The sequence below is a fragment of the Pseudomonas panipatensis genome (assembly GCF_900099785.1).
GTDB lineage: Bacteria > Pseudomonadota > Gammaproteobacteria > Pseudomonadales > Pseudomonadaceae > Pseudomonas > Pseudomonas panipatensis.
In genome coordinates, this window is sequence record NZ_FNDS01000001.1 from 131,002 (window position 1) to 146,499 (window position 15,498).

The 15,498-nt window shown below is 64.5% G+C and carries 15 protein-coding genes; 8 read left to right on the forward strand and 7 right to left on the reverse strand.

What is annotated here, in order from left to right:
* The first annotated feature begins 69 nt into the window (after window positions 1–69).
* From lepA to pdxJ, 7 genes are all read left to right on the forward strand, one after another.
* Window positions 70–1,869: a translation elongation factor 4 gene (gene lepA, locus BLQ74_RS00625; RefSeq protein WP_090259769.1), complete on the forward strand. Its 1,800-nt coding sequence runs from the start codon at window positions 70–72 to the stop codon at window positions 1,867–1,869.
* Window positions 1,870–1,874: 5 nt separating this feature from the next.
* On the forward strand, window positions 1,875–2,729 hold the full coding sequence (gene lepB, locus BLQ74_RS00630; protein ID WP_090259772.1) for a signal peptidase I: 855 nt from the start codon (window positions 1,875–1,877) through the stop codon (window positions 2,727–2,729).
* Window positions 2,730–2,871: 142 nt separating this feature from the next.
* On the forward strand, window positions 2,872–3,249 hold the full coding sequence (locus tag BLQ74_RS00635) for a DUF4845 domain-containing protein (protein WP_090259774.1): 378 nt from the start codon (window positions 2,872–2,874) through the stop codon (window positions 3,247–3,249).
* Window positions 3,246–3,935: a ribonuclease III gene (gene rnc / locus BLQ74_RS00640; RefSeq protein WP_090259776.1), complete on the forward strand. Its 690-nt coding sequence runs from the start codon at window positions 3,246–3,248 to the stop codon at window positions 3,933–3,935. The genes BLQ74_RS00635 and rnc overlap by 4 nt, the downstream gene beginning before the upstream one ends.
* A complete protein-coding gene (gene era / locus BLQ74_RS00645) occupies window positions 3,928–4,836 on the forward strand; it encodes a GTPase Era (protein ID WP_090259779.1) in 909 nt (302 codons plus the stop codon). The genes rnc and era overlap by 8 nt, the downstream gene beginning before the upstream one ends.
* A gap of 52 nt (window positions 4,837–4,888) precedes the next feature.
* Window positions 4,889–5,593 (forward strand): DNA repair protein RecO, encoded by a 705-nt coding sequence (recO, locus tag BLQ74_RS00650; protein WP_090259781.1) that lies wholly within the window; start codon window positions 4,889–4,891, stop codon window positions 5,591–5,593.
* Window positions 5,586–6,329 (forward strand): pyridoxine 5'-phosphate synthase, encoded by a 744-nt coding sequence (gene pdxJ, locus BLQ74_RS00655; RefSeq protein ID WP_090259782.1) that lies wholly within the window; start codon window positions 5,586–5,588, stop codon window positions 6,327–6,329. The genes recO and pdxJ overlap by 8 nt, the downstream gene beginning before the upstream one ends.
* A gap of 89 nt (window positions 6,330–6,418) precedes the next feature.
* Here the strand turns inward: pdxJ and cmoB are convergent, their stop codons facing one another.
* The 5 genes from cmoB to lon form a co-directional block, all read right to left on the reverse strand.
* Entirely contained in the window at window positions 6,419–7,387 is a 969-nt protein-coding gene (gene cmoB / locus BLQ74_RS00660; protein WP_090259784.1) for a tRNA 5-methoxyuridine(34)/uridine 5-oxyacetic acid(34) synthase CmoB, read from the reverse strand.
* Window positions 7,384–8,124 (reverse strand): carboxy-S-adenosyl-L-methionine synthase CmoA, encoded by a 741-nt coding sequence (cmoA, locus tag BLQ74_RS00665; protein WP_090259786.1) that lies wholly within the window; start codon window positions 8,122–8,124, stop codon window positions 7,384–7,386. The genes cmoB and cmoA overlap by 4 nt, the downstream gene beginning before the upstream one ends.
* A gap of 121 nt (window positions 8,125–8,245) precedes the next feature.
* On the reverse strand, window positions 8,246–8,818 hold the full coding sequence (locus tag BLQ74_RS00670) for a hypothetical protein (protein ID WP_090259788.1): 573 nt from the start codon (window positions 8,816–8,818) through the stop codon (window positions 8,246–8,248).
* A gap of 388 nt (window positions 8,819–9,206) precedes the next feature.
* On the reverse strand, window positions 9,207–9,602 hold the full coding sequence (locus tag BLQ74_RS00675; protein ID WP_090259790.1) for a protease inhibitor I42 family protein: 396 nt from the start codon (window positions 9,600–9,602) through the stop codon (window positions 9,207–9,209).
* A gap of 277 nt (window positions 9,603–9,879) precedes the next feature.
* Entirely contained in the window at window positions 9,880–12,279 is a 2,400-nt protein-coding gene (gene lon / locus BLQ74_RS00680) for an endopeptidase La (RefSeq protein ID WP_090259792.1), read from the reverse strand.
* Between the two features lie 196 nt (window positions 12,280–12,475).
* On the opposite strand from lon, the gene BLQ74_RS00685 reads away from it, so the two are divergent.
* On the forward strand, window positions 12,476–13,225 hold the full coding sequence (locus tag BLQ74_RS00685; protein ID WP_090259794.1) for a helix-turn-helix transcriptional regulator: 750 nt from the start codon (window positions 12,476–12,478) through the stop codon (window positions 13,223–13,225).
* A gap of 26 nt (window positions 13,226–13,251) precedes the next feature.
* On the opposite strand, the gene BLQ74_RS00690 is transcribed toward BLQ74_RS00685, so the two are convergent.
* Window positions 13,252–14,325 (reverse strand): ABC transporter ATP-binding protein, encoded by a 1,074-nt coding sequence (locus tag BLQ74_RS00690; protein WP_090259796.1) that lies wholly within the window; start codon window positions 14,323–14,325, stop codon window positions 13,252–13,254.
* A 142-nt stretch (window positions 14,326–14,467) separates the two neighbouring features.
* Window positions 14,468–15,385 carry an ornithine carbamoyltransferase gene (gene argF / locus BLQ74_RS00695; RefSeq protein WP_090259798.1) on the reverse strand — a complete coding sequence of 306 codons (918 nt, stop codon included), beginning with the start codon at window positions 15,383–15,385 and terminating at the stop codon, window positions 14,468–14,470.
* Window positions 15,386–15,498: the final 113 nt, after the last annotated feature.

The window sequence follows — 15,498 nt, forward strand, 5'->3', positions numbered from 1 at the left end:
GGACTCAGGTAAACTCCCCGGCTATTTTTCGGCAGATCGCCGCCTTCAGCCTTCCGAGTGTGTCAAGCCGTGAGTGACCTGAGTCATATCCGCAATTTCTCCATCATCGCCCACATCGACCATGGCAAGTCGACCCTCGCCGACCGCTTCATCCAGATGTGCGGTGGTCTTTCCGACCGCGAGATGGAAGCGCAGGTTCTCGACTCCATGGATCTGGAACGCGAGCGCGGCATCACCATCAAGGCGCACAGCGTCACCCTGCACTACAAGGCGCAGGACGGTAAGACCTATCAACTGAACTTCATCGATACCCCCGGCCACGTCGACTTCACCTATGAAGTCAGCCGCTCGCTGGCTGCCTGCGAGGGCGCGCTGCTGGTGGTGGACGCCGGCCAGGGTGTCGAGGCGCAGTCCGTCGCCAACTGCTATACCGCCATCGAGCAGGGCCTGGAAGTCATGCCCGTGCTGAACAAGATGGACCTGCCGCAGGCCGACCCGGATCGGGTGAAGGATGAGATCGAGAGCATCATCGGTATCGATGCCACCGACGCCGTTGCCTGCTCGGCGAAAAGCGGCATGGGTGTGGACGAGGTGCTCGAGCGCCTGGTCGCGACCATTCCGGCGCCGGAAGGCGAAATCGAGGCGCCGCTGCAGGCGTTGATCATCGACTCCTGGTTCGACAACTACCTGGGCGTGGTCTCGCTGGTGCGGGTCAAGCACGGCCGGGTGAAGAAGGGCGACAAGATTCTGGTGAAGTCCACCGGCAAGATCCATCAGGTGGACAGCGTCGGTGTCTTCACTCCGAAACACACCGAGATGGCTGACCTCAAGGCCGGCGAAGTGGGCTTCATCATCGCCGGTATCAAGGACATCCATGGCGCGCCCGTGGGTGACACCCTGACCCTGAGCAACACGCCTGACGTGGAGGTCCTGCCGGGCTTCAAACGCGTCAAGCCGCAGGTCTACGCCGGTCTGTTCCCGGTCAGTTCGGATGACTTCGAGGACTTCCGCGAGGCGCTGCAGAAGCTGACGCTGAACGACTCCTCGCTGCAGTACGAGCCGGAAAGCTCGGAAGCGCTTGGCTTCGGCTTCCGTTGCGGCTTCCTCGGCATGCTCCACATGGAGATCATCCAGGAGCGCTTGGAGCGCGAATACGATCTGGACCTGATCACCACCGCGCCGACCGTGGTCTACGAGATCGTGCAGAAGAACGGCGACATCATCTATGTCGACAACCCGTCCAAGCTGCCCGACCTCTCGTTCATCGACGAAATGCGCGAGCCGATCTGCCGTGCGACCATTCTTGTGCCTCAGGAGCACCTGGGTAACGTCATTACCCTGTGCATCGAGAAGCGCGGTGTTCAGCGCGACATGCACTTCCTCAGCGGTCAGGTCCAGGTGATCTACGACATGCCGATGAACGAAGTGGTGCTGGACTTCTTCGACCGACTGAAGTCGACCAGCCGTGGATATGCTTCGCTCGATTACAGCTTCGATCGTTTCGAGCCGGCCAATCTGGTCCGCCTCGATGTGCTGATCAACGGCGAGAAGGTCGATGCCCTCGCGTTGATCGTTCACCGCGACAACGCTCCCTACAAAGGGCGCGCGCTGGTGGAGAAGATGAAGGAACTGATCCCGCGTCAGATGTTCGACGTCGCGATTCAGGCGGCCATCGGGGGGCAGATCATCGCTCGCTCGACGGTCAAGGCGCTCAGGAAGAACGTGCTGGCCAAGTGCTACGGTGGTGATGTGAGCCGTAAGCGCAAGCTGCTGGAGAAGCAGAAGGCCGGTAAGAAACGGATGAAGCAGGTCGGTAGCGTGGAAATTCCCCAGGAAGCCTTCCTCGCCGTGCTCAAAGTGGACAGTTAGAAACTATGACGCTGAATTTCCCGCTGTTGCTGGTGATCGCCGTGGCTGTTTGCGGCGTTCTCGCCCTGGTGGACCTGGTGCTGTTCGCACCCCGTCGCCGGGCGGCCATCTCCGCCTACCAGGGCTCGGTCAGTGAGCCCGATCCGGAAGTGCTCGACAAGCTGAACAAGGAGCCCGTACTGATCGAGTACGGCAAGTCCTTCTTCCCGGTGCTGTTCATCGTGCTGGTGTTGCGCTCTTTCCTGGTCGAGCCGTTCCAGATTCCCTCCGGTTCGATGAAGCCGACCCTGGAAGTGGGCGACTTCATCCTGGTCAACAAGTTCGCCTATGGCATCCGCCTGCCGGTGCTGGACGCCAAGGTGATCCCCGTTGGCGACCCGCAGCGCGGTGACGTCATGGTGTTCCGCTACCCCAGCGATCCGAACATCAACTACATCAAGCGCGTGGTCGGGGTTCCGGGGGACAAGATTCGCTACACCAGCGACAAGCGCCTCTACATCAACGACCAACTGGTGGCCGAGCAGCTGATCGGCGAAGAGCCGGGCAGCCTGGGCAGCGTTACGCTGTACAAGGAAAAGTTGGGCGATGTGGAGCACATGATCCGCAAGGAAATGACCCGCTATCGCGTCGAGCCGGGCAAGGAATGGACGGTTCCGGCCGATCATTACTTCATGATGGGCGACAACCGCGACAACTCCAACGACAGCCGTTACTGGAACGACCCGAAGATTCCGAAGGATCTGCTGGGCATGGTTCCGGACCGCAATATCGTCGGCAAGGCGTTCGCCGTGTGGATGAGCTGGCCCGATCCCAAACCGCGCAATCTACCGAATTTCTCCCGGGTCGGCGTGATTCACTGAGTTGTGGAGTGAGTTCCAGCACGGGCCTGGCGCCCGATGTTAGAACGATGGGGCGGGGCTGCACGCGGGGAGCGGGGCAGCCCCGTTTGCACTTGGAGCCGCCGTTGGCGGGAAATGACAACGATACCGACATGAGGTCGCTATGACTTACGCTCGTTCGCAGAAGGGAATGTCGTTGCTGGGCTGGCTGATCGTGCTCGCCCTGGTGGCATTCTTTGCCAGTACCGCGTTCAAGATCATTCCGCACTACCTGGATTATTACTCCATCGAGAAAGCCATTACCTCGGTGGAGACCGACAAGGCCGCGGAGGTGCGCAGCGTCCCGGAGTTCTACTCTTATGTGGATAAGGCGCTGACCATCAACGGTATTCGCGACCTGAAATTGCAGGACGCGATGGATGTGAAACTGGATAGCAACGAGTTCCGTGTCCACCTGAAGTATGAAAAACGCGAGCCGCTGATCGAGAACCTCGATCTGGTGGTCCATTTCGATAAAGATTTCCGTGTAAGAATGCCGTGAGCAATACCCTGGACCGACTCGAGCGCAAGCTCGGCTACACCTTCAAGGACCAGGACCTGATGGTCCTGGCCCTGACCCATCGCAGCTTCGCCGGGCGCAACAACGAGCGCCTGGAGTTCCTCGGTGACGCCATCCTCAACTTCGTCATCGGCGAAGCCCTGTTCAGCCATTTTCCACAGGCTCGCGAAGGGCAGCTGTCGCGCTTGCGCGCGCGCTTGGTCAAGGGCGAGACGCTGGCCTTGCTGGCGCGCGGCTTCGAACTGGGCGACTACCTGCGCCTGGGCTCGGGTGAGCTGAAAAGTGGCGGTTTCCGGCGCGAGTCGATCCTCGCCGACGCCATGGAGGCGCTGATCGGCGCCATCTACCTGGATACCGGCATGGATTCCGCGCGTGAGCGCATCCTTGGCTGGCTTGGCCCGCAACTGCGCGAGCTGACCCCGGTGGACACCAACAAGGATCCGAAGACGCGCCTGCAGGAATTCCTGCAATCGCGTGCCTGCGAATTGCCGCGCTATGACGTGGTGGATATCCAGGGCGAGCCGCATTGCCGGACATTCTTCGTCGAATGCGAAGTCGCTCTGTTGAATGACAAGACCCACGGTCACGGCGGTAGCCGGCGTATCGCCGAGCAGGTGGCCGCGGCCGCCGCGCTGGTGGCCCTGGGCGTGGAGAATGGCCATGACTGAACACCAAGACGACATCAGCCGCTGCGGCTACGTCGCTATCGTCGGCCGCCCCAACGTGGGCAAGTCGACCCTGCTCAACCACATCCTCGGGCAGAAGCTGGCCATCACCTCGCGCAAGCCGCAGACCACCCGCCACACCCTGCTCGGCATCAAGACCGAGGGCCCGGTGCAGGCGGTGTACGTCGATACCCCCGGCCTGCACAAGGACAACGACAAGGCACTCAACCGCTACATGAACCGGACGGCCAGCGCCGCACTGAAGGACGTCGACGTGGTGATCTTCGTCGTCGACCGCATGCGCTGGACCGACGAGGACCAACTGGTGCTCGATCGCGTGGTGCATGTTCAGTGCCCGGTGCTGATCGCGGTGAACAAGGTCGATCGCCTGGAAGACAAGGGTGAATTGCTGCCGCACCTGCAGTGGCTCGCCGAGCAACTGCCGAATGCCGAGGTGGTGCCGATCTCGGCCCAGCACGGACAGAATCTGGATCTGCTGGAAAAGCTCGTGGCCGAGCGCCTGCCGGAGAGCGAGCATTTCTTCCCGGAAGACCAGATCACCGACCGCAGCAGCCGTTTCCTCGCCGCCGAACTGGTGCGCGAGAAGATCATGCGCCAGCTCGGTGCCGAGCTGCCCTACCAGATCACCGTGGAGATCGAAGAGTTCAAGCAGGAAGGGCATGTGCTGCATATCCATGCGCTGATCCTGGTGGAACGCGAAGGGCAGAAGAAGATCATCATCGGCGACAAGGGCGAGCGCATCAAAAGCATCGGCCAGAACGCGCGCAAGGACATGGAGGTGCTGTTCGACTCCAAGGTCATGCTCAATCTCTGGGTGAAGGTGAAAGGCGGCTGGTCCGACGACGAGCGCGCCCTGCGCTCGCTCGGCTACGGCGACCTCTGATCCCCTCGAATGCGGCCCGCGCCTGCGGGCCGCCTGAAGGCCGCGCCGCCGCATGAGCTTCGTCAGCGTTCCCCTGCCGGCCTTCATCCTGCACAGCCGGCCTTACAAGGAAACCAGCGCGCTGGTGGACTTCCTCACCCCCGAGGGGCGTCTGCGCGCGGTGCTGCGCGGCGCGCGTGGCAAGACCGGGGCCCTGGCGCGGCCCTTCGTGCCGCTGGAAGCCGAGTTTCGCGGCCGCAGCGAGCTGAAGAACGTCTCCCGGCTGGAGGCCGCCGGCATCCCCAACCTGCTGGCCAGCGAGGCACTGTTCAGCGGGCTTTACCTGAACGAGCTGCTGATCCGCTTGTTGCCGGCGGAGGTCGCTCACCCCGAATTGTTCGAGCACTACCGCGCGACCTTGCCGCTGCTGGCTGCCGGGCGTCCGCTGGAGCCGTTGTTGCGCGCCTTCGAGTGGCGCCTGCTGGATGAGCTGGGCTATGGTTTCGCCCTCGACCGCGATATTGTCGGACAACCCGTTGCGCCAGCCGGCCTGTACCGCTTGTTGCCGGATGCCGGCCTGGAGCCGGTGGGCGATCTGCAGCCGGGGCTGTTCCATGGCGCCGATCTGCTGGCCATGGCCGAGGCCGACTGGAGCGCTCCCGGTGCGCTGGCGGCGGCCAAGCGTCTGATGCGCCAAGCGCTCGCACCCCATCTCGGCGGCCGGCCGCTGGTCAGCCGCGAACTCTTCATGAATCGTAAGGAACCCTCCCGTGACTGAAGCCAACCGCATCCTCCTCGGCGTCAACATCGACCACGTCGCCACCCTGCGCCAGGCCCGCGGCACGCGTTATCCCGACCCGGTGAAAGCGGCCCTGGATGCCGAGGAAGCGGGTGCAGACGGCATTACCGTGCACCTGCGCGAAGACCGCCGGCACATCCAGGATCGCGATGTACGCGTACTGGCGGAGGTGCTGCAGACGCGGATGAACTTCGAGATGGGCGTTACCGAGGCGATGCTTGCCTTCGCCGAGAGCATCCGTCCGGCGCATGTCTGCCTGGTCCCGGAAACTCGCCAGGAGCTGACCACCGAGGGTGGTCTGGACGTCGCTGGCCAGCAGGCGCGTATCCATGAAGCGGTGCAGCGCCTGAGCGCGGCCGGTTGCGAAGTCTCGCTGTTCATTGATCCGGATCCGCGGCAGATCGAAGCCTCGGCACGGATCGGCGCGCCGGCCATCGAATTGCACACCGGACGTTACGCCGATGCCCACAGCGCGGCGGAGATGGCGCTGGAGCTGGCGCGGATTCGCGATGGCGTCGAGTTCGGCCTGTCCCACGGCCTGATCGTCAATGCCGGCCACGGCCTGCATTACCACAACGTCGAGCCGGTGGCGGCGATTCCCGGGGTCAATGAGCTGAACATCGGTCACGCCATCGTGGCCCATGCCCTGTTCGTCGGCTTCAAGCAGGCGGTGGCGGAAATGAAAGCGCTGATCGTCGCTGCCGCCCGGCGCTGAATCCGGCACCGGTAGACGCGCGCGACGCTTGCGATCGTGCGCTTCTACGTCCGGCTGCGCGCTTTCGGCGCATTGCCCCCGGATGGCCGTCAGGGCTTGCGTGCCACCAGGGTGGCGCGCAGCGGCGCCGGCAGGCCTTCGATGGTGCGGTTGTGGTCGTGCGGGTCGAGGAATTCCGGTAGCGACTGGTAGCGCATCCACTGGGTCGAGCGCTGTTCCTCCACCGTGGTCCGGCTCAGGTCCACGCAGCGCACATCGCTGAAACCGGCACGGCGCAGCCAGCGTTCCAGGGCTGGCACCGAGGGCAGGAACCAGACGTTGCGCATCTGCGCATAGCGATCTTCCGGGACCAGCACGGTAGTCTCGTCGCCTTCCACCACCAAGGTTTCCAGCACCAGTTCGCCGCCACGACGCAGGCAGTCCTTGAGCGCGAAAAGGTGATCGATCGGCGAGCGGCGGTGGTAGAGCACGCCCATGGAAAACACCGTGTCGAAGCCTTCCAGTCTCTCCGGCAGTTCTTCCAGCGTCAGCGGCAGGTGCCAGGCCGGTCGCTGCGGCAGGTAGCGCTTCATCGCCAGGAATTGGCAGAAGAACAACCAGTTCGGGTCCACGCCGACCACGCTGCGTGCGCCGGCGCCGAGCATACGCCACTGGTAGTAGCCGTTACCGCAGCCGACATCCAGCACACGCTTGCCGACCAGGTCGAGGTGCGGCGAGACGCGCTCCCATTTCCAGTCCGAGCGCCATTCGGTGTCGATATGCACGCCGAATACATCGAACGGCCCTTTGCGCCAGGGGATCAGGCCTTGCAGGGTGCTCTTCAGTTCCGCGCGGGTGGCTTCGTCGCACGGGCCGTCGAGGGCGAAGTGCTCCCGCAGTTCGATGGTCGAGGCCTGGAGTGCCGGCAGTTGGTCGACGGCGCTGAGCCAGCGTGCGAGGTCGCCATGCCCCTCCGCGACCTTGGCCGCGAGTTGCGTGGCGAGGGATTCGCTCCAGGTTTGCAGGGGCGTGCCGGCCAGTTCCCGGCACAGGCTTTCGAGGGCGAAGCGTTCGATCATGGCAGGGCGATCAGCGAGGCGAAGTTCAGGCACTGGAACCACAGCACCACCTTGGAAAAACCGGCGGCAGACAGGCGTTCACGGTGCTCTTCCAGGGTGTCGGGAAGCATCACCTTCTCGATGGCGCTGCGTTTCTGGGCGATTTCCAGTTCGCTGTAGCCATTGGCACGCTTGAAGTCCAAGTGCAGCTCATTGAGCAGTTCCTGCTCGGCCGCATCGGCAAAGCGCAGTTTCTCCGAGAGGATCAGCGCGCCGCCGGGCAGCAGGCTCTGGCGGATACGACCGAGCAGTTCCTGGCGGCGAGCGGGTTCGATGAATTGCAGGGTGAAGTTCATCGCCACCAGCGCGCAGGGCTGGAACTCCAGGTCGAGGATGTCGGCTTCCAGCAGCTCGGCCGGCAGCAGTTCCTGGTACATGGCGTCCTGGGCGCTGAGATACTCGCGGCAGCGCTGCAGCATGGCGGCGGAGTTATCCACGCCGATCACCCGGCAGCCATCGGTCTTCACGTGCCGGCGCAGGGCTTGGGTCACGGCGCCCAGCGAACAGCCCAGGTCGTAGAGCAGGCTGTTGGGCTGGGCGAAGCGCGCGCCGAGGACACCAATGTTCTCCACGATGGTCGGGTAGCCTGGCACCGAACGCTTGATCATGTCCGGGAAGACGCGGGCCACGTCTTCGTTGAAGGTGAAGTCGGTGACCTGTTGCAGGGGCTGGGCGAAAATGCGGTCTGGCTCGCTCACGCGGGGGGCCTCGGTACGGCGATTGCGGGATGCCGGCGAACGCGCGGATGGCGTTGCCGGGGGCGCATTGTAGCCGAGCGGGCCGGACGCCCCAACCTCTGGGCGACAAGCCCTGAGCGCCTCACTTGAACTGGCTGGAGAAGTATTCCCCGGCGCCTTGCAGCGGACCGAGCGGGTTGTGCTTGTCCTCCATGCGGCGGATGTTCGGCTCGCCGTTGCTGACCTTGTGCACCACGACGTCATCGATCAGCACGAACACCGGGCGGAACGACCAGCCCTCGACCTGGCGACGCTTGCGGAAGTTGAAGATGTCCGCCCAGAAGCTGCCGACCCGCTGGCTATCGGTCTTGCTGAAGTCGAAGGAGTAGCCGATGCAGCGGTCCTTGGCCTGCAGGCAGGTCACCAGGCCGTCGGGCAGGTAGTCGATGGGGATGTTGGGTTGCACGAAGAGCAGCCGCACGTCGATGAAGGACAGCATTTTGGCATTGCCCTGGGTCAGTGGGTCGAAGCCTAGGCCGAGGAGTTGCGAGCGCGTGGTCTTGCCCGGTACGACCTGTTCGTAACGGTGCTCGGCGTCCTGATAGTCGAGGAAGGGGGATTGGACTTCGGCGCGTTCGCTGGGCAGCAGGCTACCGCAGCCGGAGAGCAACCAGCAGGTACAGAGTACTACCGTGAAACGGACTTCAGTACGCATGAAACGCCTCCATTCCCTACGCCCCGGTTATTGATCTATAGACGATCGAGTACCGGCTTGCCGGACTTTTCTCGCCGAGCCCGGTTTTAGTCGAATGGGTGCTGCTAACCGCCCATCGGTGGCCGCCCGGCAGCGGCCCGGCGCCAGCGACGCAAGCCTCCTTTCCGCTCGGTCGGATGGGGGGCGGCGGACTTCTCCGGCGATACCGGGCGGCGCCAGGGGCCGTGGTCATCCAGCGCCAGAGCATGGCGCTGATGGCCGGGCGGGTGTGCTGGCGAGGCGTTTCGGCGGTGCTCCCCCAAGAGCGACAGCGCAAGCAGCGGTAGAGGCTTGCAGGCATGCACCGCCAGGCCAGGGGCGTCGAGTCGAGCGGCAAATGACGCCGCGTTCAGCGTGCCTTGAGCGCGCAGTCGAAGGTCTGCTCGGGGGCTGCCTCGGCTTCCCAGGGGCGGCGATAGACCAATTGCAGATGTGCCTCGCCGCTGGCGATGACGCGGAAGCGCCAGGTTGACTGACCGGCGCCGCCGACCAGGTCACTGTTCTCGGGGTTGGCGTAGACCTCCGGTCCCAGGCTGCGCAGCAGATTGCTGGCGGCGTTGCGCATCTCCCAGCGGAAGCCGGTGGTGGGATTGCTTGGCAGCATCAGCACCAGCTCCTGGCCCTGGTGCAACGCCAGTGGCTTGCAGTCGCGCTCGTTCTCCAGGCTGACCACGGACTTGGGCTGACTGGCGCAGCCGGCGAGCAGTAAGAGCGACAGGGGTAGCAACAGGCGGGGCGACGGCATGACGACTCCTCGGGTGGGCGCGGACAGTCGGCAGGATAACGCAAAGCCGCGGGCGAACTGTAGGCGCTGCCCGGCCTGCATCGATGCTGTACCGGAGCGGCGGCGAGGGGCGCTTGGCGCGGGCTGGGTGGCGAGCGTCGGGCGAATACAGTGGAGCGCTTTACCCGGCGCGTCAGTGGCGGATATCACCACGGCCCAAGGCGAGGAGGCGCAGAGAGGGGGCAGCGCCTCCGGCGAGGAACAGGGTGACGCCGTGCTGGCGTCACCCTGGCTGGCTTCAGGCCGGGAACAGCACCCTGGCCACGTCGGCATAGCGTTTGGCGAAGTGCACGCTCAGGCCTTCCTTGAGGTACGCCGGCAGCTCCTCGAAATCGCCACGGTTGGCCTCCGGGATGATCAGCTCGAAGATCTTCTGTCGACGCGCGGCGATGACCTTTTCCCGCACCCCGCCGATCGGCAGCACCTGACCGGTCAGGGTCAGTTCGCCGGTCATGGCCACGCCTTTCTTCGCCGCTTGATTGCGCGCCAGGGAAAGCAGGGCGCTGGCCATGGTCACGCCGGCGCTCGGGCCATCCTTGGGCGTGGCGCCTTCCGGCACGTGCAGGTGGACGAACGCCTGGTCGAAGAAGGCCGGATCACCGCCGTACTGCTTCAGGTGCGAGCTGATGTAGCTGTAGGCGATCTCCGCCGACTCCTTCATCACGTCGCCGAGCTGCCCGGTCAGCTTGAAACCACGGTTCAGCGTATGGATGCGCGTCGCTTCGATGGGCAGCGTGGCGCCGCCCATGCTGGTCCAGGCCAGGCCAGTGATCACACCGATCCCGGAAAGCAACTGCTCGGTGCGGAATACCGGCATGCCGAGCGATTCTTCGAGGTCCTTGGCGCCGATCTTCAGCTTGGCTTGCGGGTCTTCCAGCAGCTTCACCACGGCCTTGCGCACCAGCTTGCCGAGCTGCTTCTCCAATTGCCGTACCCCGGCTTCGCGGGCGTAGCCGTCGATCACCGCGCGCAGGGCGGCGTCGTTGATCGACAGGCGGCTCTTCGGCACCCCGGCTTTCTCCAGTTGCTTCGGCCACAGGTGGCGCTTGGCGATGGCCAGTTTCTCCTCGGCGATATAGCCGGACAGGCGGATCACTTCCATCCGGTCGAGCAGTGGTCCCGGAATCGAATCCAGGGTATTCGCCGTGCAGACGAAGAGCACCTTGGACAGGTCCAGGCGCAGGTCCAGGTAGTGGTCGAGGAATTCGACGTTCTGCTCCGGATCGAGGGTTTCCAGCAGCGCCGAGGCCGGATCGCCCTGGTAGCTGGCGCCGAGCTTGTCGATTTCGTCGAGCATGATCACCGGGTTCATCACCTCGACCTCCTTCAGCGCCTGCACCAGCTTGCCGGGCAGGGCGCCGATGTAGGTGCGGCGATGGCCCTTGATCTCCGCCTCGTCGCGCATGCCGCCGACGCTGAAGCGATAGAAGGGCCGGCCGAGGCTTTCGGCGATGGACTTGCCGATGCTGGTCTTGCCCACGCCCGGCGGGCCGACCAGCAGCACGATGGAGCCGGCGATCTCACCCTTGAAGGCACCCACGGCGAGGAACTCGAGGATGCGGTTCTTCACGTCATCGAGGCCGGCATGGTGCTTGTCGAGGACCTTGCGCGCGTGCTGCAGGTCGAGCTTGTCCTTGCCGTAGACGCCCCAGGGGACCGAGCTGGCCCAATCCAGATAGTTGCGCGTCACCGCGTACTCCGGCGAGCCGGTTTCGAGGATCGACAGTTTGTTCAGCTCCTCGTCGATGCGTTTGCGCGCCTGTTCCGGCAGCACCTTGCCTTCCAGGCGGGCACGGAACTCGTCGGCGTCGGCGCTCTTGTCATCCTTGGTGATACCCAGCTCCTGCTGGATGATCTTCAGTTGCTCCTTGAGGAAGAACTCGCGCTGGCGCTCGCCGATCTTGCGGTTGACCTCGGCGGACAGTTCATTCTGCAGGCGCGCGACCTCGACCTCTTTGCGCAGCAGCGGCAGAACCTTCTCCATGCGCTTGAGGATGGGCACGGTGTCCAGCACTTCCTGCAGTTCGCTGCCGGGCGCGGTGGTGAGCGCGGCGGCGAAGTCGGTGAGCGGCGAGGGGTCGTTGGGGTTGAAGCGGTTCAGGTAGTTCTTCAGCTCCTCGCTGTACAGCGGGTTGAGCGGCAGCAGTTCCTTGATCGCATTGATCAGCGCCATGCCATAGGCCTTGACCTCGTCACTGGCATCGCTGGGCGTATGCGGGTAGTCCACTTCGACCAGGAAGGGCGGGCGGTGGCGCTTGAGCCAGCCACGGATACGCACCCGCGACAGGCCTTGGGCGACGAACTGCAGCTTGCCGCCTTCGCGGCTGGCATGGTGCACCCGCACCAGGGTGCCGTGCTCGGGCAGGCTGCTCGGGTCGAAATGGCGCGGGTCATCCGGCGGATTGTCCATGAAGAACAACGCCAGGCTGTGGTGGTCGGTCTTGGCCACCAGTTCCAGGGTTTCCGCCCAGGGCTCTTCGTTGACGATCACCGGCAGGACTTGGGCCGGGAAGAACGGACGGTTATGGATCGGGATGACGTAGACGGTGGTCGGCAGGTTCTGCCCTGGCAGTACCAGGCCGGTGCCGTGGCTGGCTCCGGCACTCTGGGCGTCTTGATTGTCGTCGTGGTCGCTCATGAGGCACCTGACTGATTGGAGATGACAGTCTAGATGGGGAATCCACCTGTGACTTTCAATTCCCCCGGCTGTGGCGCATGCGCTGAATCGCTCAGGAGCGGCCCTTCACCATGCCTGTCCGGACGCCACGACGGCTGTGCCTGTGCAGGGGCCGGCAACTCCGCTAGAGTGCGCGAAACCTGAGCTTTCACCGTCGATGTTCGAAACCCGAATCGCCCGCCTGTCGGACCAGTCCCATGCCCATGCGCACGATCATCACCAATTGGTGATGTCGCTGTCCGGGCGTGCCGAATTCGAGGTCGCGGGGCGCGGCGGCGAAGTCTGTCGCATGCGCGCCTGCCTGGTGCCTGGCGATGCCGATCATGCCTTCGCCGGCGTCGGCGACAATCGCATGCTGATCATCGACCTCGGCCCGCAGGCCGTGCCGGCCGACGATGGTGAGTTGCTCGCGCGGCTGTTCGAAGCACCGGGCTACCCGACCCTGGATGCCGACTTCCAGAACCTGCTCAGTTATGCCGGCGCCGAGCTGGCCCGTTACGGCAGCGATCCGCTGTTGGCGCGGGCCTTGGGTGGCGTGCTGATCCGTGCCTTGCACCTGCGCCTGTTCGGCGAGCCGTCAGCGCTGCCCTGCGGGCCGCTGGACATGGAGCGCCTGGACGCACACATCCTCGGCAACCTGGCGCGACGCATCACGGTTGCCGAGCTGGCCCAGGTGGCCTGCCTCAGCCCCAGTCATTTCCATGCGCAGTTCAAGGAGTGCGTCGGCCTGACGCCGCACCAGTATCTGCTCAAGCTGCGCCTGGATCGCGCCGCGCGCCTGCTGCGGGAGAGCGATCTGCCGTTGGTGCGGGTCGCCGGTGAGTGCGGCTTTTCCAGCCAGAGCGCGCTGACCACGGCGATGCGCCGCTACCTCGGCCTGACACCCAAGTCACTGCGTCGCGGTTGAGCCCGGGCGGTCGCTTCGCGTGCTGGTCAGTTGGTCGAGCCGCTCGCGATGCTGCCTTCGGCGTTGAACAGCACCAGGTGCTCGGCGGCGATGCCGATGCCGACTTCTTCGCCCGGCTGATGGTCGGCGTGGCTGGGAAACAGCGACTCCAACTGCGTGCCGCTGGGTAATTGCAGGCGGTAGAGGGTGGCGGCGCCGAGGAAGGATTTGCCGACGATTCGCGCTTTCAGCGACGCCTCCGGCGCATGGACCAGATCGTCCGGGCGTAGCAGTACGTCCACCGGGCTGCCGCTCGGCAGCCGGTAGGCGCGATTGCCACGCAGGATGCCGAGTTCGGTTCGCACGCTGTCCGCGGTGAGCATCTGCCCGCGGATGAAGTAGCCCTGGCCGACGAAGCTGGCGACGAAGGGCGTCCGTGGCTCGTGATAGAGGTTGAACGGTGTGTCCCACTGTTCCAGGCGACCCTGCCGGAACACGCCGACCTGGTCGCTGACGGCGAAGGCTTCCTCCTGGTCGTGGGTCACCAGGACGGCGCTGGTGCCGCGCGCCTTGAGAATGTCGCGGACCTCGTGGCTGAGTGTGCGGCGCAGCGCCACGTCGAGGTTGGAGAATGGCTCGTCGAGCAACAGCAGCAACGGCTCCGGCGCCAGCGCGCGGGCCAGGGCGACACGCTGTTGCTGACCGCCGGACAGCTCATGGGGATAACGCTTGCCCAGGGTATCGAGCTTCACCAGCGCCAGTAGCTCACTGACGATGCGCTGGCGTTCGGGATGCCGGCTGATGCCGAAGGCGACGTTGTCCTCCACGTTCAGGTGCGGGAACAGCGCGTAATCCTGGAACACCATGCCGATCCGGCGCTTTTCCGGCGCCAGGCTGAAACCGGGGCGCGAAATGCACTCGCCGGCCAACTGGATCTCACCGGCCTGCACTGCTTCGAAGCCGGCGATGGCGCGCAGCGTGGTGGTCTTGCCACAGCCGGAGGGGCCGAGCAGGCAGCCGATATCGCCGCTGTTCAGGTGCAGGCTGACGTCCTGCACCACGCGTTGCTGCCCATAGCCACAGGAAAGGTGTCTGAGTTCGAGCAACAGCGGTCGGGTCATGGACGGGCCGTGAATGCGGGGCGATGCGAATAGGGGAGCGCGCAGTGTACAGGCGGTGAATGAGAATTACTCACCTCAATGCCGCGGAGGCGACAATGCGCCGCACGCGCCTCCGAGGCAGCGTGCGGCGCATCCAGGCCGATCAGGCGTAGTGGGCGTGTTCGACCAGCAGTTCGAGCAGCGCCTTCTGCGCGTGCAGACGGTTCTCCGCCTGGTCCCAGGCCACCGAGCGCGGATCGTCGAGCAGGTCCTCGCTGATCTCCTCGCCACGGTGGGCCGGCAGGCAGTGCATGAAGAGCACATCCTTGGCGGCACCGTCGAGCAAAGCACGGGTCACTTGGAACGAGTGGAACAGGCGCATGCGCGCTTCGGCTTCGGCTTCCTGGCCCATGGAGGCCCATACGTCGGTGCTGACCAGATGCGCGCCCGCCACTGCTTCGCGCGGGTCGCGCACGACACGCACGCGCGCGCCGGCGAGCTTGAGCAGTTCGGCGTTCGGCTCATAGCCTTCGGGGCAGGCCACGCGCAACTCGAAATCGAAGCGGATGGCCGCTTCTATATAGCTGTTGCACATGTTGTTGCCGTCGCCGATCCAGGCCACCGACTTGCCGGCGATGCTGCCGCGGTGTTCGTGGAAGGTCTGCATGTCGGCCAGCAACTGGCAGGGGTGCAGGTCGTCGGACAGGCCGTTGATCACCGGTACTCGGGAGTTGGCCGCGAATTCGGTGAGGTTGCTGTGGGCGAAGGTGCGGATCATGACCGCGTCGACCATCCGCGACATCACCCGGGCGGCATCGGCGATCGGCTCGCCGCGGCCCAGTTGGGTATCGCGCGGGGAGAGGAAGATCGCCTGGCCGCCGAGCTGGATCATGCCGGCCTCGAAGGAAATCCGCGTACGGGTCGAGGCCTTCTCGAAGATCATGCCGAGCACGCGGTTCTTCAGCGGTTCGTAGAGCACGCCTCGCTCGCGCAAGTCCTTCAGCTCGCTGCCTCGGCGGATCAGACCGAGGAGTTCGTCGGTCGTGTAATCCAGCATCGAGAGAAAATGCCTAGCGCTCATGATTCAGTACCTACTGCTTATTCTCAGTTTCAGGCCGAGGTACTGGCCGGCTTTTTCGAGAAAAAACGGACTGAACCTGCGGCGTGACCGCATGCAGCGGAAAATTGGGGAGG